The organism is Spirilliplanes yamanashiensis (assembly GCF_016863475.1).
Lineage (GTDB): Bacteria > Actinomycetota > Actinomycetes > Mycobacteriales > Micromonosporaceae > Spirilliplanes > Spirilliplanes yamanashiensis.
The window spans coordinates 84,821-103,883 of record NZ_BOOY01000018.1; the positions used below are offsets into that span (position 1 = coordinate 84,821).

At 72.1% G+C, this 19,063-nt stretch carries 18 protein-coding genes; 10 read left to right on the forward strand and 8 right to left on the reverse strand.

All coding sequences use genetic code 11. The features are described from left to right. Positions 1 to 15 precede the first annotated feature (15 nt). The 4 genes from Sya03_RS12460 to Sya03_RS12475 are packed head-to-tail and all read left to right on the forward strand — an operon-like array spanning position 16 to position 4,956. On the forward strand, positions 16 to 1,065 hold the full coding sequence (locus Sya03_RS12460; RefSeq protein WP_203938409.1) for a zinc-binding dehydrogenase: 1,050 nt from the start codon (positions 16 to 18) through the stop codon (positions 1,063 to 1,065). Further along, positions 1,062 to 1,880, forward strand: a complete 819-nt coding sequence (locus Sya03_RS12465; protein WP_203938410.1) for a sugar phosphate isomerase/epimerase family protein — start codon at positions 1,062 to 1,064, stop codon at positions 1,878 to 1,880. Before Sya03_RS12460 ends, Sya03_RS12465 begins: the two co-directional genes overlap by 4 nt. Further along, positions 1,877 to 3,157: an MGH1-like glycoside hydrolase domain-containing protein gene (locus Sya03_RS12470; protein ID WP_203938411.1), complete on the forward strand. Its 1,281-nt coding sequence runs from the start codon at positions 1,877 to 1,879 to the stop codon at positions 3,155 to 3,157. Before Sya03_RS12465 ends, Sya03_RS12470 begins: the two co-directional genes overlap by 4 nt. Further along, on the forward strand, positions 3,154 to 4,956 hold the full coding sequence (locus Sya03_RS12475; RefSeq protein WP_203938412.1) for an amylo-alpha-1,6-glucosidase: 1,803 nt from the start codon (positions 3,154 to 3,156) through the stop codon (positions 4,954 to 4,956). Before Sya03_RS12470 ends, Sya03_RS12475 begins: the two co-directional genes overlap by 4 nt. Before the next feature lie 139 nt (positions 4,957 to 5,095). Here Sya03_RS12475 and Sya03_RS12480 read toward each other — a convergent pair whose 3' ends face one another. Genes Sya03_RS12480 through Sya03_RS12490 form a run of 3 tightly spaced genes read right to left on the reverse strand, consistent with a single transcriptional unit; the run spans position 5,096 to position 7,846 of the window. Beyond that, positions 5,096 to 5,983, reverse strand: a complete 888-nt coding sequence (locus Sya03_RS12480) for an excalibur calcium-binding domain-containing protein (protein WP_203938413.1) — start codon at positions 5,981 to 5,983, stop codon at positions 5,096 to 5,098. A 4-nt stretch (positions 5,984 to 5,987) separates the two neighbouring features. Beyond that, positions 5,988 to 6,665: a TerD family protein gene (locus Sya03_RS12485; protein ID WP_203938414.1), complete on the reverse strand. Its 678-nt coding sequence runs from the start codon at positions 6,663 to 6,665 to the stop codon at positions 5,988 to 5,990. A gap of 26 nt (positions 6,666 to 6,691) precedes the next feature. After that, positions 6,692 to 7,846 carry a DUF475 domain-containing protein gene (locus Sya03_RS12490; protein WP_203938415.1) on the reverse strand — a complete coding sequence of 385 codons (1,155 nt, stop codon included), beginning with the start codon at positions 7,844 to 7,846 and terminating at the stop codon, positions 6,692 to 6,694. Positions 7,847 to 8,082: 236 nt separating this feature from the next. Here Sya03_RS12490 and Sya03_RS12495 point away from each other — a divergent pair, with 236 nt between their 5' ends. The 5 genes from Sya03_RS12495 (at position 8,083) to Sya03_RS12515 (ending at position 11,724) form a co-directional block, all read left to right on the forward strand. Further along, on the forward strand, positions 8,083 to 8,661 hold the full coding sequence (locus Sya03_RS12495; protein WP_203938416.1) for a TerD family protein: 579 nt from the start codon (positions 8,083 to 8,085) through the stop codon (positions 8,659 to 8,661). Positions 8,662 to 8,700: 39 nt separating this feature from the next. Beyond that, on the forward strand, positions 8,701 to 9,888 hold the full coding sequence (locus Sya03_RS12500; RefSeq protein ID WP_203938417.1) for a toxic anion resistance protein: 1,188 nt from the start codon (positions 8,701 to 8,703) through the stop codon (positions 9,886 to 9,888). A gap of 17 nt (positions 9,889 to 9,905) precedes the next feature. Continuing rightward, positions 9,906 to 10,385 (forward strand): hypothetical protein, encoded by a 480-nt coding sequence (locus tag Sya03_RS12505; protein ID WP_203938418.1) that lies wholly within the window; start codon positions 9,906 to 9,908, stop codon positions 10,383 to 10,385. Beyond that, on the forward strand, positions 10,385 to 10,948 hold the full coding sequence (locus tag Sya03_RS12510) for a TerD family protein (RefSeq protein WP_203938419.1): 564 nt from the start codon (positions 10,385 to 10,387) through the stop codon (positions 10,946 to 10,948). Before Sya03_RS12505 ends, Sya03_RS12510 begins: the two co-directional genes overlap by 1 nt. 98 nt (positions 10,949 to 11,046) lie before the next feature. Next, positions 11,047 to 11,724, forward strand: a complete 678-nt coding sequence (locus Sya03_RS12515) for a hypothetical protein (RefSeq protein ID WP_203938420.1) — start codon at positions 11,047 to 11,049, stop codon at positions 11,722 to 11,724. Between the two features lie 33 nt (positions 11,725 to 11,757). Here the strand turns inward: Sya03_RS12515 and Sya03_RS12520 are convergent, their stop codons facing one another. From Sya03_RS12520 to Sya03_RS12540, 5 genes are all read right to left on the reverse strand, one after another. Next, a complete protein-coding gene (locus Sya03_RS12520) occupies positions 11,758 to 12,342 on the reverse strand; it encodes a TerD family protein (protein WP_203938421.1) in 585 nt (194 codons plus the stop codon). Between the two features lie 362 nt (positions 12,343 to 12,704). Continuing rightward, entirely contained in the window at positions 12,705 to 13,526 is an 822-nt protein-coding gene (locus tag Sya03_RS12525) for an HAD family hydrolase (RefSeq protein ID WP_203938422.1), read from the reverse strand. Beyond that, on the reverse strand, positions 13,523 to 14,683 hold the full coding sequence (locus tag Sya03_RS12530; protein ID WP_203938423.1) for a cysteine protease StiP family protein: 1,161 nt from the start codon (positions 14,681 to 14,683) through the stop codon (positions 13,523 to 13,525). The genes Sya03_RS12525 and Sya03_RS12530 overlap by 4 nt, the downstream gene beginning before the upstream one ends. After that, positions 14,680 to 15,987 (reverse strand): phosphoribosyltransferase family protein, encoded by a 1,308-nt coding sequence (locus Sya03_RS12535; RefSeq protein WP_203938424.1) that lies wholly within the window; start codon positions 15,985 to 15,987, stop codon positions 14,680 to 14,682. The genes Sya03_RS12530 and Sya03_RS12535 overlap by 4 nt, the downstream gene beginning before the upstream one ends. Beyond that, entirely contained in the window at positions 15,984 to 17,171 is a 1,188-nt protein-coding gene (locus tag Sya03_RS12540) for an HpcH/HpaI aldolase/citrate lyase family protein (protein WP_203938425.1), read from the reverse strand. The genes Sya03_RS12535 and Sya03_RS12540 overlap by 4 nt, the downstream gene beginning before the upstream one ends. Before the next feature lie 166 nt (positions 17,172 to 17,337). Between Sya03_RS12540 and Sya03_RS12545 the strand changes: the two genes are divergently transcribed. Continuing rightward, positions 17,338 to 18,726 (forward strand): VWA domain-containing protein, encoded by a 1,389-nt coding sequence (locus Sya03_RS12545; protein ID WP_203938426.1) that lies wholly within the window; start codon positions 17,338 to 17,340, stop codon positions 18,724 to 18,726. Positions 18,727 to 19,063: the final 337 nt, after the last annotated feature.

The window sequence follows — 19,063 nt, forward strand, 5'->3', positions numbered from 1 at the left end:
GGGTGAGATGACCCGGTGACGCAGATAGTCCAGTTCTCCTCGCCGCACTGCGTGGAGGTCGTCGACCAGCCCGCCGGTGACCTCGGTCCCGGCCAGGTGCGCGTGCGCACCAGCTACTCCGGCATCTCCGCCGGCACGGAACTGACGGCCTATCGCGGCACGAACCCGTACCTGAACAGGTCGTGGGACCCGGCGCAGCGGCTGTTCGTGGACGACGCCAGCGGCCTGACGTACCCGGTCGCCGGGTTCGGCTACTCGGAGGTCGGCGAGCTCGTCGAGGTCGCCCCCGACGTCGCGGACGACCCGGCGGTGCCGCCGGTCGGCGCGCAGGTGTGGGGCATCTGGGGGCACCGCGGCGAGGCCGTCCTGCCCGCCGCGGCCGTGCGCGGCCGTGCCGTGCCCGAGGGCCTCGACCCGATCGCGGCGACCTTCGCGCGGGTGGGCGCCGTCGCGCTCAACGCGGTGCTCGCCGCCGACGTCCACCTGGGCGAGACGGTGGCCGTGTTCGGCCAGGGCGTGCTCGGGCTGCTGGCCACCCGGCTGGTCCGGCTCTCCGGCGGCACCGTCGTCGCGGTCGACACGGTGCCCGGCCGGCTGGAGAAGGCGCAGGAGTACGGCGCCGCCGCCGCCCTCGACGCCCGTGACGGCACGGTCGGCCCGCAGCTGCGCCGGCTCACCGACGGCCGCGGCGCCGACGTGGCCATCGAGATCAGCGGCTCCTACCCGGCGCTGCACGAGGCGATCCGCGCGGTCGCGCCGGACGGCCGGGTCGTCGCCGCCGGCTTCTACCAGGGCGACGGCGCCGGGCTGCGGCTCGGCGACGAGTTCCACCACAACCGCGTCCAGCTGATCTGCTCGCAGATCGGCGGGGTGCCGCCGGCCGTCGCGGGCCGGTGGGACCAGAGCCGGCTCAACCGGACCTTCCTCCAGCTCGCCGTCGACCGCCAGATCGACCCCGTGGGCCTGGTCTCCCACATCGTCCCGGTGGAAGAGGCGGCGGAGGCGTACCGCATGCTCGACCGCCGTCCGCACGAGGCACTCCAGGTGGTGTTGAAGTTCTCATGATCAAGATTTCCTGTCAGGAGCAGCTCCTGCCCGGCCGGACGCTGCAGGAGAAGTGGGAGTTCGCCCGGCACGCCGGCTACGACGCCATCGAGCTGCGCGGCCGCGCTGACTTCGCCTTCCGCGACCGGCTGCCCGAGCTGCGGGCCGCCGCCCGCGACGGGGTGCCCATGCCGTCGGTGTGCGTGGACATGCTGCACTTCCTCGGCGCCTTCGACGCGGACCTGCGCCGCGACGCCGTCGAGCAGCTCAAGTCCCAGCTGTCGGTGATCGCCGAGATCGGCGGGCCGGGCGCGGTCGCCTGCACCCCGGCGTCGTACGGCATGTTCTCCCGCCGGCTGCCCCCGTTCGAGCCGCCGCGCGGCGAGGACGAGGACCGGGCGGTCCTGCTCGACGGCCTCACCGAGCTGGGCGAGCACGCCGCGCGCGAGGGCGCGACGCTCGTGCTCGAACCGCTCAACCGGTACGAGGACCACATGGTGAACCGGCTGGAGCAGGCGGTCGAGCTGGTCGACGCGGTCGGCCTGCCGTCGGTGCGGGTGCTGGCCGACACGTACCACATGAACATCGAGGAGGACGAGCCCACGACCGCGCTGGTCAAGGCGGCCGCGCACCTGGGCCACGTCCAGGTCAGCGACTCCAACCGGTTCCAGCCCGGCGCCGGGCACATCGACTGGGCCGCGCTGCTGGGCGCCCTAGACGCCATCGGCTACGACGGGCACCTGGCGCTGGAGTGCCGGCTGCGCGGCGAGCCGGCCGCCGCCGTCGCCGCCGTGCCGGGTTTCCTGCGCCGCCACGACCTGAGCGTCCGCGGATGATCGGCGACCTCGACCGGGCCTGCCGGCGGGTCCTGCTCGCGAACTGGCGGCAGCGCTCCACCGTGCCGGCCGCGCGGCTCTACCCGCACCAGTGGAGCTGGGACTCCGCGTTCATCGCGGTCGGGCTGCGCCACCTGTCCCCCGTCCGGGCGCAGCGGGAGCTGGAGTCGCTGTTCGGGGCGCAGTGGGACGACGGGCGGGTGCCGCACATCGTGTTCGACGTGCACGTCGCGGCCGACGCGTACTTCCCGGGCCCGTCGTTCTGGCGGTCCGCGGCCGTGCCCGGCGCGCCGGGGGTGCCGACCTCCGGCATCGTCCAGCCGCCCGCGCACGCCCTCGCCGCCTGGCTGACCTACCGCGCCGACCCGGCCGCGGCCCGGGCCCGCGGCTTCCTGGACCGGATCTACCCGCGGCTGGTGGCGTGGCACGACTACCTCACCACCCGGCGCGACCTGACCGGCAGCGGCCTGATGTCGATCGTGCACCCGTGGGAGTCCGGCATGGACAACAGCCCGGCGTGGGACGAGCCGCTGGCGCGGGTCACGCCGGTGCCCACGACCGAGTTCACGCGGCGCGACCTCGCCCACGGCACGTCCGCCGAGCGGCCCACCGACGCCGACTACGGGCGCTACGTGCGGCTGGCCCGCGACTACCGCGACGCCGGCTACGCCGACGCCCGGCGGGCCGACGGGTTCGCCGTGGAGGACCCGCTGTGCAACGCGCTGCTCGTCACCGGCGAGCACGCCCTCGCGTCGATCGCGGCGGAGCTCGGCCGGGACCCGCGGCCGCACCTGGCGGCGGCGGACCGGCTGACCGACGCGCTCGTGGCCACGCTGTACGACCCGGCGGCCGGCATCTTCTTCCCGCGCGACGCGCTCACCGGCTCACTCGTCCGCTCCTGGTCCGTCGGCGGTCTGCTGCCGCTCGCCGTGCCCGGCCTGCCCGTCGCCGCCGAACTGGTCAAGACCGCGCTGAGCGACCGGTTCCGGCTGCGCGAGGCGTGCCCGGTGCCGTCGTACGACCTCACCGCCGCCGACCACGACGCCGCCCGCTACTGGCGCGGGCCGGGCTGGGTGAACACCAGCTGGCTGCTCTGGTACGGCCTGGGGCTGCACGGCGAGACCTCGCTCGCGGACGACCTGCGCCACCGGCTGCTGGAGCGGGTGCGCACGGCGGGTTTCCGGGAGTACCTGGACCCGCTGACCGGCGCCGGCCACGGCACCGACGACTTCAGCTGGACCGCGGCGCTGACCCTCGACCTCATCCGGTCGGCATGAGCGGACACTCGATGGTGGCGGGCACCACCTGCCTGCTGACCACCGGCGCCGGCGCCGACGTGACGGGCGCCGGCGACGACGGCCTGTTCGTCGACGACTGCCGCCACCTCTCGCGCCTGGCGCTGCGGGTGGGCGCCGGCCCGCTGCGGGTGCTGCGCGGCGGCGGTGAGTCGGTCGTGTGCACGCCGGAGACGCCCCGCCACGAGGACCCGCCGTACACGGTGGTGCGGCGCCGCCGCGTGCTGCCGGGCCGCCTGGTCGAGTCGGTCGAGCTGACCAGCTTCGTCGCCACGCCGCAGACCGTTGAGGTGGCCTACGAGGTGGCGGCCGACTTCGCCGACCAGTTCGAGCTGCGCTCGGCGCGCTCCTTCGACAAGTCCGACGCCGTCCGCGGCGCCGAGGTGGCCGACGGCCGGCTGGTCCTCTCCTACGCCCGGCGCGGCTTCGAGCGCACCACGACGGTCCGCACGGCGCCGCCCGCCCGGCTCACCGCCGGCGGCGCCCACTGGACGGTGTCGCTGCCGCCGATGGCGTCGGTCACGCTGCAGGTCTGCGTGGCGGCGGCCGGCGACGCGTCCCAGGACCCGAGGGCGACGCCCGCGGCGCCCGGCGACGACCTCACCCGGTGCGCCCGGAAGGGCCTGGCCGACCTGGACGCGCTGCGCATGCCCGCGCCCGGCGTGCCCGGCGCCGTCGTCCCGGCCGCCGGCGCACCCTGGTTCCTCACCCTGTTCGGCCGCGACAGCCTGCTGACCTCGCTGTTCGCCCTGCCGTACCGGCCGGAGCTGGCCGCCGGGACGCTGCGGGCGCTGGCGGCGGCGCAGGGCCGCGCGGACGACGAGTCCCGCGTGGAGCAGCCCGGCAAGATCCTGCACGAGCTGCGCAGCGGCGAGCTCGCCACCACGGGCGAGGTCCCGTACGCCCGCTACTACGGCTCGGTCGACGCGACCCCGCTGTTCCTCATGCTGCTGGCCGCCCACCACGAGACGACCGGCGACGACCGCCTGGCCGCGTCGCTGCAGGACGCCGCCCGGGCCGCGGTCGGCTGGATGCTCGGACCCGGCGGTCTCGCGACGGGCTACCTGCGGTACCGCACCGACCTGCCCGGCCTGGTGCACCACTGCTGGAAGGACTCCGGCGACTCGATCGTCTTCCGCGACGGCACCCCGGCGGCCGGCCCCATCGCGGTCGCCGAGGCCCAGGGCTACGCCTACCGCGCCCTGCTCGGCACCGCCCGGCTCGCCACCCAGGTGTGGCACGACCCGGCCTGGGCCGCCACGCTCACCGCCACCGCGGCCGCCCTGCGCGACCGCTTCGCCACCGACTTCCGCCTGCCGGACGGCTTCGTGGCCCTCGCCCTCGACGGCACGGGCACACCGGTCGACGCGCTCGCGTCCAACGCGGGCCACCTGCTGTGGTGCGGCCTGCTCGCGGACGACTGGGCCGCCGCGGTGGCCGACCGGCTGACCCGCGACGACTTCTTCTCCGGCTGGGGCATCCGGACGCTGGCCGCGGGGCAGACCCCGTACCACCCGCTCTCCTACCACCGCGGCGGCGTGTGGCCCCACGACACCGCCATCGCGGTGGCCGGCCTGGCGGCCGCCGGCCGGCGCGCCGACGCGGCGCGCGTCGCCGACGGCCTGCTCGCGGCCGCGTCGCACTACGGCGGGCGGCTGCCGGAGGTGATGACCGGCCTGGCCCGGGAGTCCGGGGCGGGACCGGTGCCGTACCCGCACTCGTGCTCGCCACAGGCGTGGGCGGCCGCCGCTCCCCTGCTGGTGCAGACCGCGCTGGGCTGAGGGCCGCCCCGCACGTCGTACGAGGACTGCGCCGGTTCGTCCGATGACCCGGCGGTGCGGCGCTGCACCCGGGCTTGGTCTCACCTACTCGCCGCCGACGGCCCGCTAGCGATCTTCAGCGCCCAGGGCCGTTCCTGCGCTACCGGCTCGCGTCGCAGGCGTGACCGTCGCCGTCGCGGTCCAGCTCGGCCCGGTAACCAGGCTCGCCACGCCGCAGTGGCGCCCGGCCGGCTGCCCGCACCTCCGCGCAGGTGGCGAAGAACTCACCCGGCGGCAGTTCGGCCGCCGCAGACGGCGGACTCGCCGGGAGCAGCGTCAGGGTGGCCGGGCTGCCCCTGATCGCGCTACACCGGAGCAGCTGCGCGCCGATGGCGTCGCGCATCGACGGCGTGAGCCTCAGCCGGTACCCGCTGAGTACGCGGGTGAACCGAATGGCATACGTGCACCGGTAGGACCGGTCCGGCGGCAGCCAGGAGTCCGGCCCGGAGTCGCGCTTCTGCTGGTTGGCTGAGGCGTCGACGGCGAGCAGGTTGGCTGGGTCGTTGGCGAACCTGACCCGGTCCTCCTGTACCCACCGGTCGGCGCCGAGCTGCCAGGCCAGGGCCAGCGGCACCACGTGGTCGACCTGGATCGCGGCCGGGTCGGTGGCAAAGTCGATGTGGCGGCCGGTGTACGGGTCGTCCAAGACCCCCGCGGTCACCTCGCACCCGCGGCTCTCGACTCCCGTCAAGTCGCGGCGGAGCACGTCGTCGCGAGTGTCGCAGCCGTTGCCGTCGACGTCCTGCCACGCCGGGCCGAACATGGCCTCGCGGTCGTAGCCGGTCCTCGCGCCCCGACCACCCGACGGCACATGCGCGAGCATCGACCGGACGGCAACGAGCTGGGCGGCGACGTCCGCCGACATCGACGGCGGCGGCGACGAGTGCGGCGGCGACGGCTCCGGTAGGACCGGCGACGGACTGCCGCCGGTCGTGCAGCCACCGGACAGGGCGAGTAAGGCCGCCACGGCAAGCAGCCGCCCGCTCATGCGCTCACTTACGTCCAGCGGTCCAGCGTAGGCCCCAGCCGTATGCCCGGTCCAGAATCTGCTGGTCGCCTCGGACGTATCGGACCTCGCGTCGGATCGACAGCTCGGCGCCCGTGTTCTCCAGCATCGCGATGGCGCACATGGGCGACTTTTCATCGTGCTCGTCGAGGCGCACCTCCACCTGCGGCCCAACGACCGGGAACAGGGTGACGACCCCGTCCGCCGCGGCCCAGCTGGGCACGCCCTCATAGATGAAGGCAAAGACGAGGATCCGTGAGATGTGGTCGAGCTGCCGCAGGTCGACGTGCAGGTTCTCGCCAGCCGTATTGGTGCCGCTGCGGTCGTCGCCGTCGAGCCAGCAGATCGGCTGCGGGCCGAACCCGTGCTGGTCGCGGAACGCGTTGCCGAGCGCCTGCACGACCCCCTTCGAGCCGTCGGTGTACTCGAACAGGCAGCCGAGATCGAGGTCGATGCCGGAAGTCTTGCGCCGGAAGAGCCTGCCGCTCGACTGCTGCGGGCGCGCGTTCCAGTTCAGGTTGACGCGCAGGGTGCCCGCGGCTGCCGTCCGCTTGTCTAGCGAGACCGTCGGCGCCGACTTGGTTAGCGTCACCTTGGACAGCGAGACCGGGGGCGGCCCGCCCACCGGACCGTTCTCCGGACGCTTTGTGTAATCGATGGGCACTGCTCATTCCTCACTCGAGTGGTCGGTCATCGCGATCCGACCAACATTTCGCGGCGTTCCTCGGCGGCGGCCGCGAGACCACCGCGGCGATTGCGGACCAGCGACGAGATGAGCGCCGCCGTGATGAACGCGACTCCGATGAGGCCGGTGATGATCTCGGGCACCTCGTGCCGGATGCTGATGAGCAGGATGGTGGCCAGCGCGCCGATCGCCCAGTGCGCCCCGTGCTCGAGGTACACGTACTCGGCCAGCGTTCCCTTGCGCACGAGATAAATGGTTATCGAACGGATGTACATCGCGCCGACGCCGAGCCCCACCGCAATGATGAAGATGTCCTGGGTGATCGCGAACGCGCCGATGACCCCGTCGAAGGAGAATGACGCGTCCAGCACCTCGAGGTACAGGAACAGGAAGAACGCGGCCTTGCCGGTCACGATCTTGACGGTGTTGCCCCGGCCACGCGCGGGTGCCGCCGCGTCGAGTGACGCCTGCACGTTGACGGCGTCGCCGTGAATGCCGGCCAGCTCGCTATCGTCCTCGGTGCCCTCAGACTCGAACAGCTCGCCGAGCGCGTTGACAAGGACGTAAGTGACGATGCCCAGCGAACCCGCGATCATGACGGTGCCGGGCTCCTCGGCGAGCGCCTGCGCCACGACGATGAGGCACCCGAGTGCCACCACGACGGCGAGCTGGTCCAGCTTGCCGATCCGGCCGAGCGGCCGTTCCAGCCAGCTCAGCCAGGTGACCGCGCGGTCCTCGAAGATGAAGTCGAGGAACAACATCAACAGGAACGCCCCGCCGAACGCGGCGATCATGGGGTGCGCCTCGTGCAGCAGCGCGGCGTAGGTGCCCGGCTCGTCGACCGAGCCGCCCGCCAGCGCCAGCCGAACCGCCTCGACGGGGTTTAGCTGCGCCGTGACCCCGACCAGCAGGAGCGGGAACAGCAGCCGCATCCCGAAGACGGCGATGAGGATGCCCACCGTCAGGAACAGGCGGCGCCAGGCCTCGTCCATCCGCTCCAGCACGGTGGCGTTGACAACCGCGTTGTCGAAGGAGAGCGAGATCTCCAGAACGCACAGGATGGCCACCAGGACGAAAGCCTCCGGCCCGCCGAGAAACAGCGCGCCCGCGAGGGCGACCGCCGTCACGGTCAGGGACCAGCCGAAGGTTTTGAAGAACATTAATTTCTCCTCCGAAAGGATGCCCGGCAACGCTAGCCAATCGTGAAGTGAAACGCGCGGGCATTGCCGATTCCCGGCGTGGCGTCGAACGGGCTGGTAGGTTGTCGGCCGTCGTGTCCAGCCCTGCCGATCGGCGCGAAAGCCGCGCCAACCACGCGGGGCGGACTACCATTACGGGCGCATTCCGAGGAGTCTTCTCATTGCACTGCCCGGCACCGGAACATCAGGAGGACCGAATGTCCGTCAGCCTCACCAAGGGTGGCAACGTCTCGCTGACCAAGCAGGCGCCGAATCTGCGCGTGGCCCTGGTCGGGCTCGGCTGGGACGAGCGGGCGACCACCGGGGCTGCCTTCGACCTTGACGCCAGCGCCCTCATGCTTAACGGCTCCGGCAAGATCCTGTCCGACGCGCACTTCGTCTTCTTCAACAACCTCGTCAGCCCCGACGGCTCCGTGAAGCACACCGGCGACAACTTGACAGGTAACGGCGACGGTGACGACGAGTCGGTCCTGGTCGACCTCGGCGCGGTGCCGGCGGAGTGCGAGAAGATCACCTTCCCTGTGTCGATCTACGAAGCCGAGCAGCGGTCCCAGTCGTTCGGGCAGGTCCGCAACGCGTTCATCCGGGTCGTCGATCAGGACACCGGCACTGAGCTGGCCCGGTACGACCTCACCGAGGACGCGTCCACCGAGACAGCGATGATCTTCGGCGAGCTCTACCGGCACAACGGCGAGTGGAAGTTCCGCGCCGTCGGCCAGGGCTACGCCTCCGGCCTGGCGGGCATCGCCCGCGACTTCGGCGTCAACGTCGGCTGACCCGGCCCGCGGCACCCCTCTGCCGAAGGAGGCAGCATTATGTCCGAATTGGATCTCGGCAAGCCGGGCGGCGGGCTGGTCCTCACGCCGCCCGAGGCGATCGTCGTCGTCGAACCGGAGCAGGCTGCCGGGGCGGTACCCGTCACCACCGAGAAGCAACGAGAGCTGCGCACCAAGGCGGCCGCCTTCGTCGACGAGCTGGCGGCGCTCGACACGAAGTCTCCTGCCTTCACCCAGAAGGTCACCTCGATCACCACCATGGGCGACGAGGAGATGCGCTCCGCCGCGTCCATGTCGAACCGCATGCTGGAGCGCCCGGCGGCCGCGCTTGGCAAGAACCGTGGCGCCGGGGATGCGCAGAGCCGGGTGGCGAAGACGCTGACCGACCTGCGCATCACCGTCACCGAGCTCGACCCCAAGCGTGCCGACCTCACCGGAGCGCGCAAAGTACTTAAGTGGCTGCCCGGCGGCGACCGGCTGGACCGCTACTTCGCCCGGTACCAGTCCGCCCAGTCGCAGCTCAATGCCATTATCAAGGCCCTCGACTCCGGCCAGGACGAGCTGCGCAAGGACAACGCGGCGATCGAGACCGAGAAGGCCACCATGTGGGCCATGATGGGGCGGCTCAGCGAGTACAACCAGCTGGCGGCGGCGCTGGACGAGGCCATCGATGCGAAGGTCGCGGCGCTCGAGGCCGGTGGCCGTACTGAGGACGCGAACACCCTTCGCTCAGACGCCCTGTTCCCGGTGCGGCAGCGGCGCCAGGACCTGATGACCCAGATGGCCGTCAACGTGCAGGGCTACATGGCGCTCGACCTCATCCGGCGCAACAACCTGGAACTCATCCGCGGCGTTGACCGGGCGCAGACGACGACGATCGCCGCGCTGCGCATTGCCGTCATCGTCTCTCAGGCGCTGTCCCGCCAGAAGCTCGTCCTGGACCAGATCAACGCCCTCAACACGGTGACGTCCAACCTTATCGAGTCAACGTCGGAGCAGCTTCGCACGCAGGGCGCCGCCATCAACCAGCAGGCGGCTACGTCGACCGTGGACGTGGCGAAGCTGCAGGCGGCGTTCGACAATGTGTTCGCCACGATGGACGCGGTGGACACGTTTCGCGGCCAGGCGGTCAACTCCATGGCGCAAACGGTCCAGGCGCTCGAGGGCCAGATCGCGCGGGCCAAGCCGTACCTGGAGCGGACCCGGCGCGGCGAGGTGACCGGCTGAGCGCGGGCTGACGACCGGTGTTGCGCTGGTTCCGCAGGGACTCGACGCCGGACGGCGCCGGCCGGTCGCCGGACGGAGCCGCCGACGACGCGGACGACGACGTGCCGGCCCTGCGCTCGGCGCTCGCCGGCCTGCACCGCTACGTCAACCGCAACGCCGGTCGGCTGCCCACCGCGGCGGTGGTCCGGGCGCGCTGGATTGTGGATACCTTGGGGGAGATCCTGGACACCGCCGACACCCGGTCACTGGACATCCAGGCGACGCTGACCGTGCGCGGCGTCGCGCGCGACTACCTGCCCACGAGCCTGCGCAGCTACCTCGCGCTGGGCGACCACCCCGCGGCCGCATCGGCTGGAATGCTGCTGGAGCAGTTGACTACCATGCAGGACGGCGCCACCCGCACACTGAGCGCTGCCCGCACGCACGACCTGGACGCGCTGGCGACGCAGGGTGCGTTCTTGCGCACGAAATTCCACAAGTCCGACCTGGACCTGTGATGGCGACCATGCGGCGCGGCGCTAATGTGGCGCTCACCCGGGAAATTCCCCAGCTCACCGGGGTGGTGCTGGGCGTGCGCCTGCACGCCGGGGCCGAGCGCGCGGTCATCGAGAACGCGGTCGTCGCCGCGATCCTGTGCAACGGCCACGGCCAGGCGCTCACTAGCGAGCACTTCGTGTTCTTCAACCAGCTGGCGTCCCCCGACCTGTCCGTGACCCAGCTCGAGCGGGCCCTCGGTGACGACCACGAGCAGATCGAGATCGACCTCGGCGCCGTGCCGGCCGACGTGGCCCGCATTGTCATGGTGATGTACCTCAACGACGGGATCGCCGCCCGCCGCTCCTTCGGCCAGCTGCGCACCTGCGTGGTCCGGGTGCTCAACCTTGCGGACGACGTCGAGCTCGTGCACTCGGAGAACCTTGCCGCCGGCCTGACCACCGAGACCGGCCTGGCCCTCGGCGAAATGTACCGGCACCAGGGCGGCTGGAAGTTCAAGGTAATCGGTCAAGGCTATAACGACGGGGTTGCTGGCATCGCGAAGGACTACGGGGTCCGACTGTGACCGCCGGCCAATCCCGTCCGCCGCGCACGGACCTTCCGTACCTGCGCCGGCGCGCTCGCGCGGCAGCTGCTCCCCCGGCGAGCGCGCCCGCGGCCGCCGTGGCCGACTTCATCGCTGGTCGCGGACCCGCGCGCCGGCCGGCCGCGACAGCGGCTGCGGCGCCCGCCGGCACCTCACTCGAGCTCTCCCCTCGGCCCGCCGCGCCGACCGCTCCGGCGGCGCCCGCGTTCGTGCCGCGGCGGCCCAGCCCCGACGGCGCCACCGTGCTGACGCGGCGCCGGCCGACGGTGCTGCTCAACCGACTGCAGTCGGCGATAGGCGCGCTGCGGATCCAAGGACTCTGGCCGCCCCACTCGGCGCGCCTGGGCTGCGCCTTCCAGCTGCACTCCGGCCGCTGCACCGTGGTGTGGCCGGGTGGCGTGCCGGGCCGCGTCGACCCGCTCACGCTAACCGCGAACGGCGAGTCGCAGACGGTGACGCTCGACCTGCTGCGCTGCCGGGAGCTGGATCGCGCGATTCTGGTCGCCGCGTGTGACTCCGCCGTCCCCTGGACGGGGACGCTGCTGCTTACCACGTACGGCGGGTCACGCGTCGAGGTCCCGCTCGACGGGCCGCCGGCGCCCGGCGTCCTGGTGCTGATGTCGCTCTACAACTTGTCCGGCGAATATGTCGTGCGCGCCGAGTGGGAGCACATCGCCGGCTCGATGCGCGACGCCGCGACCGCATACGGCTTCGACCGGATCAGCTGGTACGACGGTGACACCGCCATCTCGTGACGGTGCCACCGAAGTGAACATGCGGTCGTGGGATCAGCCCACGCCGACGCCGAAGTCCTGGGCGATGCCGCGCAGGCCGCTCGCGTAGCCCTGGCCGATGGCCCGGAACTTCCACTCCGTGTTGTTCCGGTACAGCTCGCCGAAGACCATCGCCGTCTCGGTCGACGCGTCCTCGCTGAGGTCGTAGCGCGCGAGCTCCTCGCCGTTCGCCTGGTTGACCACCCGGATGAACGCGTTGCGCACCTGCCCAAACGACTGCGACCGCTGCTCGGCTTCGTAGATCGACACCGGGAAGGCGATCTTCTCGATCTCCTGCGGCATTGACGCCAGGTTGACCTTGATCTGCTCGTCGTCGCCGTCGCCCTGACCCGTGAGATTGTCGCCGGTATGCTCGATGGCGCCCTCGGGGCTGGTCAGGTTGCCGTAGAAGACGAAGTGCTTGTCGGTCTGCACCTTGCCGTCACCCTTGACCGCGATCGCCGAGGCGTCCAGGTCGAAGTCGGTGCCGGTGGTGGTGCGCACGTCCCAGCCGAGACCGACGGTAACGGCGTTCAGACCAGCGGCGCCCGCCTGCTTGGTCAGCGAGACGTTGCCGCCCTTGGCAAGACTGACTCCCACAATGCCCTCCTCGTTCAGACGCGCCGCGGGAGGGGAACCGCAGCATGGTTCCGCCGCCGGTCGGCGGCGCGACCTCAACGTAACCGCTGGCCCGCCGCGATCGCCGGGGGTTGGAAAAACCGGCGTCACCGGCAACCGAAGCCGCACTGATCGAGCCCGAGGCGCCCTGCGAGGTCGATGCCGGCGAGCGCGTCGTACGGCGGCAGCAGCGCGGCCGGGCTGCACGATGACGATGCCGTCGCCGATGACCTGCGTCTGCCAGCCCTTCCTCGTGTTGCCGCGGAGCCGCCACACCGACGACGACGTCAGCGGTCAGCGCGGACAGGGCGTTCTTATGCCCGCGGGCGAACTCTTTCGGCTCGTCAGATCGCCAGTCGGGCAGCATGAATCTGGCTGCCGTACCAGGCGATGATCTCGTCGCCGGCAGCCGCGCCGGCCTCCCGGGTCGTGCGGCAATGCGGGAGTGCGAACCCCGTGCTGTGCAACTCCCCGTGCGCGGGGCGGATCGCCGCGTCCGCGGCGCGTAGCATCCCTGCGTCGAGCAGGGAGTCGCCGCCGGCGACCAGGCGGTCGGCCGCCAGGCGCTCGGCGGCGTGGGCCACCGCGGCGGCCTTGTCGAGCGTCCTCGGCAGCAAGTAGAGCTTGCGGCCCTGCAGGGAGGCACGCCAGCCGACGCCGCCGGCCCACGCGGCGGCTTGGGCGGCAACGTCCGTGAGCCAGTCCGCGCGCTCGCGAACGGTCAGGTACATAAACAGGTCTTCGACTGCGCGCAGGGCGGCGAACGGGTGCCGGTGGTACCAGCCCGTCGCCTCCCGCCATACCACGTCGAACGCGACCCCACCGCGCATCCGGCGGCGCACGCGGTGCTCCCACGCCGGCTCGGCCTCGCCGCCGACGAGCAGCCGCGCGCCGTTGCAGACGATGGCGATGTGCGGGGGCGGGCCGGGCAGCCGCAGCCGTCGGTACTGCGGCACGGACCGAGTGGTCGCCGGCACGAGCGCACCGGCCCCGGCGAGCCGGGCCCAGTCCCGAATCACGGCGGTGGTCATGTACGCATACGTCCGCCCGCCCTCCACATCGACCGGGACGAGGTCCTTTGCCGGTGGGCGGCGGCTACCGGCCGCCATCGCGCGTTGTGAGAACAGCAACGTGCCGTCGAGATCGGTGGCGACGACGGTCGTCATGCCGTCCCGCCGGGGCGGCCGGCGGCCGCTGGCGCGGTCGCGTCGCGCGGCCGAATCAAGCCCACGCACATGTACGGCAGCCCGGGCACCTCGTCGACCGGCACACCGCGCTCGGCGGCCAGCCGGCGCACGTGGTCCAGCTCCGCGCCCGCGTCCGGGCGCACCAGCACCCGCCATGGGACGCGGCGCAGGAGCACCCGGGTGGTTTCGCCGACCCCCGGCTTGAGCAAGTTCACGTCGCCGAGGCCATACCGTGAGCACAGCGCCTCTGCGCTGCGCCAGCCGCTCCACCGGGGCCGACGGTCGGCGGCTGCGAGCTCGGGCCACTCGGCGGCGACCCGGCCGGCCACGGCGGGAAACCGCTCGCTGATCCGGTCGAGGAATAGCGCCGACACGTCGGCCGCAGCCAGCTCCGGATAAAACTTGGCGCCGTGGAATTGCTCCGGGGCGATGAGCCGGTCGTTGCACACCGTGCGCGAGACGAGGCCCGAAACGGTGGAGTTGAGGCAGGCGGACGGGATGAGGAAATCGTCGCGAGTGCCGTACGCGGTCGTGCAGCTGCCCGGGTCGGCGAGCACCGCGAGGGTCGGGTCGAAGCACAAGCCTTCCTCGGCGGAGACCGCCGCAAGCGCCTGACGCAGCTCCCGGCAGATCGCGCCCTTGCCGGTCCACCCGTCGACGAAGACGACCTGCCGCGGGTCGTGCGCCTCGGCCAGGTAGCGCAACGCGGTCCGGTCGATGCCCCGGCCGCGCACGATCGACACGGTGTAGTGCGGCGGCCGGTGGCCGTGCGCGAAGGCGGCCCACCGTCGCATGAGGATGCCGATCGGCGTGCCGGCCCGGGCCAGCGACACCAGAGCCGGGGACGGGCGTTCGGCAAGGATCAGTTCGGTGAGTGTGCCAACGGCCCGGGCGACCCGGTCGGCAGAGGCGTCGAGCGCGGCGTAAAACAGCCGCAGGTACTCCTCGGTGGGTTGATACTCGACGGGCAGGGACTCGGCGTAGTGGGCGGTGCCCGCCTGGATCGCCTCCTCACGCTCCTCGACCGGAGCCTCGAGCTCCACGTCAGACAGGTCGGTGAGAAGCCAGCTGACCTCGTCGGCGGCGTAGGACGAAAATCCCGGCCCGTGCAGCGGCGCGGCCGCGGGGCGGCTCACCGGGCGGCCGCCGGCGCGGATACCGCCGCCAGGGACGTGGCCGGGACGACAGGCAGCACCACGACCGTCACGCGGTCGGCGGCGCTGCGCAGCGCCGCGACCAGGCCGTCCTCGCGCCACAGGTCCGGGGTATCGCCCGCGTCGTCGACGACCAGCACGACGAGGGCGAAGCGGACGCCGTGCCGCCCGGCGGCGACGTTGTACGCGTACCGGACGCCGTCCGTCCCGTCGTGCGCCGGGAACGTGAGACGGGTGCGTACGGCGTAGCCTGGGTCGTCGACGGGCAGCACGGGCGACCGGGTGGTGCTAGAGAACCGCACCGGCGTGTCGACGCGGCCCGCCAGCGCCGCGGCGAGCCGCAGCGGGGCGTACATCAGCTCCTCGGCGCCCAGCACGAGGACGTCGCCCCGGCTTGGCAGCAGGTCCGACACGTGGCCGGCCAGCCGGTCAACGGCTAAGGTGAACGGCTCGCGGTGCGCGGTGGTAAAGCCGTGCCGGCCGCCCTCCGGCAGCCCGGCGGGCCACCGTGGGGCGAGCCGCTGCACCGGTGCGCCGACAGCAACGACCGGGGCGTCGGGCTGGTTCACGGCATCGGCGAGCCGCTGCGCGCGCCGCAGCACGTCGGCCGGCAGGTCGAGCCGCGCGGCCCCGAGCGCCACCACGTCAATGCGGGCTCCGAGGCTGGCGCCGACGGCGGCGAGGGCCTGCCGGTCGGCATCCGACCGCAGGTCCAGCAGGCTCGCCACCACGTAGTGGGGACGGGGGTGCAACTCGTGCAGGGCGCGGATCGTCGCGACCGCGGTTCGGCCGGTGGTCAGCTCATCGTCTACAAGGACCACCGGGCCGCCGGCGGGCACCATGGCCGGGTCGGCCGGCTGCAGCAGGTGCTCGGTGGCGTGGCTGTGCGCCTCCTCGAACCGTATCACCGCCGCGCCCGGCGGGGCCGAGCGGCGAGTCGAGTGCAGGTAGCCGGCGCCCGGGAGGGCGTCGGCGACCAGATGCCCGAGGGCCGTGGCCGTCTCGGCGTAGCCGAGGACGAGCGGCGCGCCGGTCCCCGGGCGGGCGGCAAGCGCCCCGGCGACGCGCCGGGCGAGCGCGCGGCCGGCCGTGCACGCCAGGTGCGGGTCGACCGGCACGTGCTTGCCAAGCACCCGCGACACCACCAGGTGGGCGCGGCGCGGGTTGCGCCGCACCGCTAGACCGGCGAGGTCGGCGACGGGTATGGGCGTTCCCGGCGCGTCTGCTAGCCGGATGCCGAGCCGTTCGGCGGTCCAGGCGCCCGGCCCGCGGCCGAGGTCGCTCACGCGGTGCTGCCCACGCGGTCGTGGGCGTCGAGGAAGTCGACGAACGTGACGCCCTCTCGCGCGACGCCGAAGATTTCGGCGCGCTGCAGGGTCAGCTCGGCCCAGTGCCGGTGCGGACCAACCTCATTCATCTTGTTGTCGTAGGCGCTGCGTAGCACCCCCCCGTGAACCGAGGCGCCGTCGCCGAGAATGGCCGTCGAATCGCTGTACTCCTCGTGGCTCACCACACTGAGTGCGTGCACCGTCGAGGCGTGCGTGGGGTGGATGACCGTCTTGCCCATCAGCCCGTTGGCGCGGTCGAGCATCGTCTCGCGGATCAGGCCGTCGAGCGAGCGCTGCAGGAGGCGGCGGCGCAGGTCGTCGCCGTCGGGCTCGTGCTGGGCGAAGGGCGAGGCCCGCAGCTGCGGGCGCAGGATGCGGTCGCCGCCGGCGAAGTACTCCCAGACCGGTCCGGTCACCGGGAAGCCGCTGCCGTCGCGGCGGCCGAAGACGTTTACGATGTCGGTCAGCACGCCGGCGACCAGGCCGATCTCCCAGGCGGTGAGCTCGACCGGGCGGCGCAGGCCGTAGAGCCCGCATAGGTCAGTCCCGCCGACCCGAACGGCGAGCACCGACTCGCGATACGAGTCGAGGAAGCCGTGCAGGTCGCGCAGGGCCGCGAGGCGGCTCTCCGCCCAAGCCACCTCGGGGGTCTCCAGCACGGGCATTACGTACATCGGCAGGCCAGCGTCGGCGCCAAGCTTGCGCACCGTCTCGACGCCGGAGTGGCCAATCGCGTCAGAACGAAACTTAGGTAAGACGAATCCGCTCAGCATGCGGAGCGCGTCGCCCAGCCGGTCGGCCAGCCGGGATATCTGCTCGACCGCCCGGACCCGGACGAACAGGAGGGGGCCCTCGCCGCCATCGGCCGCGTACCGGCGCAGCTGGCGGACGAGGTTACTCTCGGCGTCGGCCACCTCGTCGTCGCGGACGGCGTCCTCCAGGCAGCACACCATGCTCATCACCCCGGCCCGGTGACAGCGGGCGATGTCCGCGGCCAGGTCAGGTCGGACGGCGGGCGCATAGAGTGTGGCGCCCAGCGCCATCGCGAGCCGTTGCGCTGAGCTGTCACGGAAGAACTCGCCGGGCACGCGATGGAACAGCGCCGCTTTGCGGGCCGGGGACAGGGTCGAGAAGTAGCGCACGCGCGATCCCTTCCTGTACCGCCGGCCGCCGCGCACCGGACCACTCGGACATTTCGACCATAAGCCGCACGGACAGGATAGTCGCCGGACTGTGGGCCTACCGGCTCGTTGGCGCGATCCGCCGGTTTATCCCCTATACCGGCTTCCGGTTGGCACGATGCTTGGCATGACCGTACTTCCGAAGGGCGCCAACGCGGCCGTCGCTGCACCGTCGGTGCAGGCCGTTCTCGGCTGGACTGCGGGCGCGGGCGCACCGGACGTCGACGTGTCGGCGCTCCTGCTTACCGCGGACGGCAAGGTTCGCAGCGACGGTGACTTCGTCTTCTACAACGCCCCGCGGCACGCCTCCGGCGCGGTGAGCCACGCGGGCAAGCAGCCCGCCGCGGCAGGACCTGTCACGGACGCCGTGGCCGTCGACCTGCCCGCGATCGAGCCGGCGATCGACCGGATCGCGCTCGCCGCCTCGACAGACGGCGAGCCCATCGGCCGCGTGCCTGGTCTGCACCTACGCATCCTGGACCAGGCCACCGGGGCCGAACTGATCCGCTTCGACGACATGCGGGCGGACACCGAGACGGCCTTTGTGCTCGGCGAATTTTACCGCCGCGGCGGCGCCTGGAAGTTCCGCGCCGTCGGCCAGGGCTGGGACTCCGGGCTCGCCGGCCTAGCCACCGACTTCGGTATCAGCGTGGACGAACCCGCGGCGCCGCAGGCCTCGGCCGCCCTGCCCACCCCGCCCGCTCTCCCCGCCCCAGCGGGGGCGCCCGTCAGCCTGACCAAGGCCGAGAAGCTAGTGCGGCTGGAAAAGACCCTCGCCGACCGGGGCGACCAACACCTGCTCGACCTCACCAAGCGCGCCGCCATGTCGCTGAGCAAGCGAGGGCTCGGCGAGCACACCGCCCGCGTCGCGATCTGCCTCGACATTTCCGGCTCAATGGGCGGGCTGTACCGCGCCGGGAAGATCCAGGCGCTGGCCGAGCGGGTCTTAGCGCTCGGCATGCGCTTCGACGACGACTCGTCGATCGACTGCTTTCTGTTCGGCGCGAACAGCCACACCGCGGGCGCCATGACCCTGGACAATTACCGCACCCACCTGTCCGAGGTGCTGCGCCGGCACGCGCTCGAGGGTGGCACCTACTACGGCAAGGCCCTGACCCGCATCCGCGAGCACTACTTCGGCTCGGCCGGGCCCCGCAGCGGCCCGCACAGCGGCCCGCCCGTCTACGTCATGTTCATCACCGACGGCGCGACGTTCGACAAGGACGTCACCCGGGCGCAGATCCAGTCGTCCAGCTACGAGCCGATGTTCATCCAGTTCATGGGCATCGGCGAGGCGCCGGCCCGCGGCGGCGGGTTCTTACGGCGATCGCGGGGCGGCGGCGAATTCACGTTCCTCGAGGAGCTCGACGACATGCCCGGCCGATTCCTCGACAACACCGACTTCTTCGCTGTCGCCGACCCCTTAGAGATGAGCGACGACGCGCTGTTTGACCTGCTGATGACCGAGTACCCGGGTTGGCTGACCCAGGCCGGGGCGCGGGGCATAACGTCCTGAGCTTGAGGTAGCACACAGTCGCCGCGACCCGGCGGTCCACTATGTTTCAAGGGCTGATCGACCTTGGCGAAGATGCAGCGGATGTGTTGCACTCGCTCTCGGTGATGAATAGCCGGTCGGCCAGCGCGGCGATGACTCCGCCATCAGGACGAGCATCTCACGCTCGCGGGACTTAGCCGCCCGAGCCCGCCGTTGGGCGAAGCAGGCTGTCAGCTGGCGGCACCCAACTCGGCGCACATGGCTGCCGCGTTTTTCAGCATGGGAGCCGAGGCGCAGCCGCTTCCCGGCGAGCAGCTCTGTAACGACGGCCTGCTTAACGTATGCCGACAGACATGAG

Bases quoted from the DNA above. Each gene is read 5' to 3' on its own strand.
- Sya03_RS12465 (WP_203938410.1), top strand. From the start codon at position 1,062: ATGATCAAGATTTCCTGTCAGGAGCAGCTCCTGCCCGGCCGGACGCTG.
- Sya03_RS12480 (WP_203938413.1), bottom strand. From the start codon at position 5,983: ATGAGCGGGCGGCTGCTTGCCGTGGCGGCCTTACTCGCCCTGTCCGGT.
- Sya03_RS12525 (WP_203938422.1), bottom strand. From the start codon at position 13,526: ATGACGACCGTCGTCGCCACCGATCTCGACGGCACGTTGCTGTTCTCA.
- Sya03_RS12495 (WP_203938416.1), top strand. From the start codon at position 8,083: ATGTCCGTCAGCCTCACCAAGGGTGGCAACGTCTCGCTGACCAAGCAG.
- Sya03_RS12500 (WP_203938417.1), top strand. From the start codon at position 8,701: ATGTCCGAATTGGATCTCGGCAAGCCGGGCGGCGGGCTGGTCCTCACG.
- Sya03_RS12470 (WP_203938411.1), top strand. From the start codon at position 1,877: ATGATCGGCGACCTCGACCGGGCCTGCCGGCGGGTCCTGCTCGCGAAC.
- Sya03_RS12510 (WP_203938419.1), top strand. From the start codon at position 10,385: ATGGCGACCATGCGGCGCGGCGCTAATGTGGCGCTCACCCGGGAAATT.
- Sya03_RS12545 (WP_203938426.1), top strand. From the start codon at position 17,338: ATGACCGTACTTCCGAAGGGCGCCAACGCGGCCGTCGCTGCACCGTCG.
- Sya03_RS12475 (WP_203938412.1), top strand. From the start codon at position 3,154: ATGAGCGGACACTCGATGGTGGCGGGCACCACCTGCCTGCTGACCACC.
- Sya03_RS12490 (WP_203938415.1), bottom strand. From the start codon at position 7,846: ATGTTCTTCAAAACCTTCGGCTGGTCCCTGACCGTGACGGCGGTCGCC.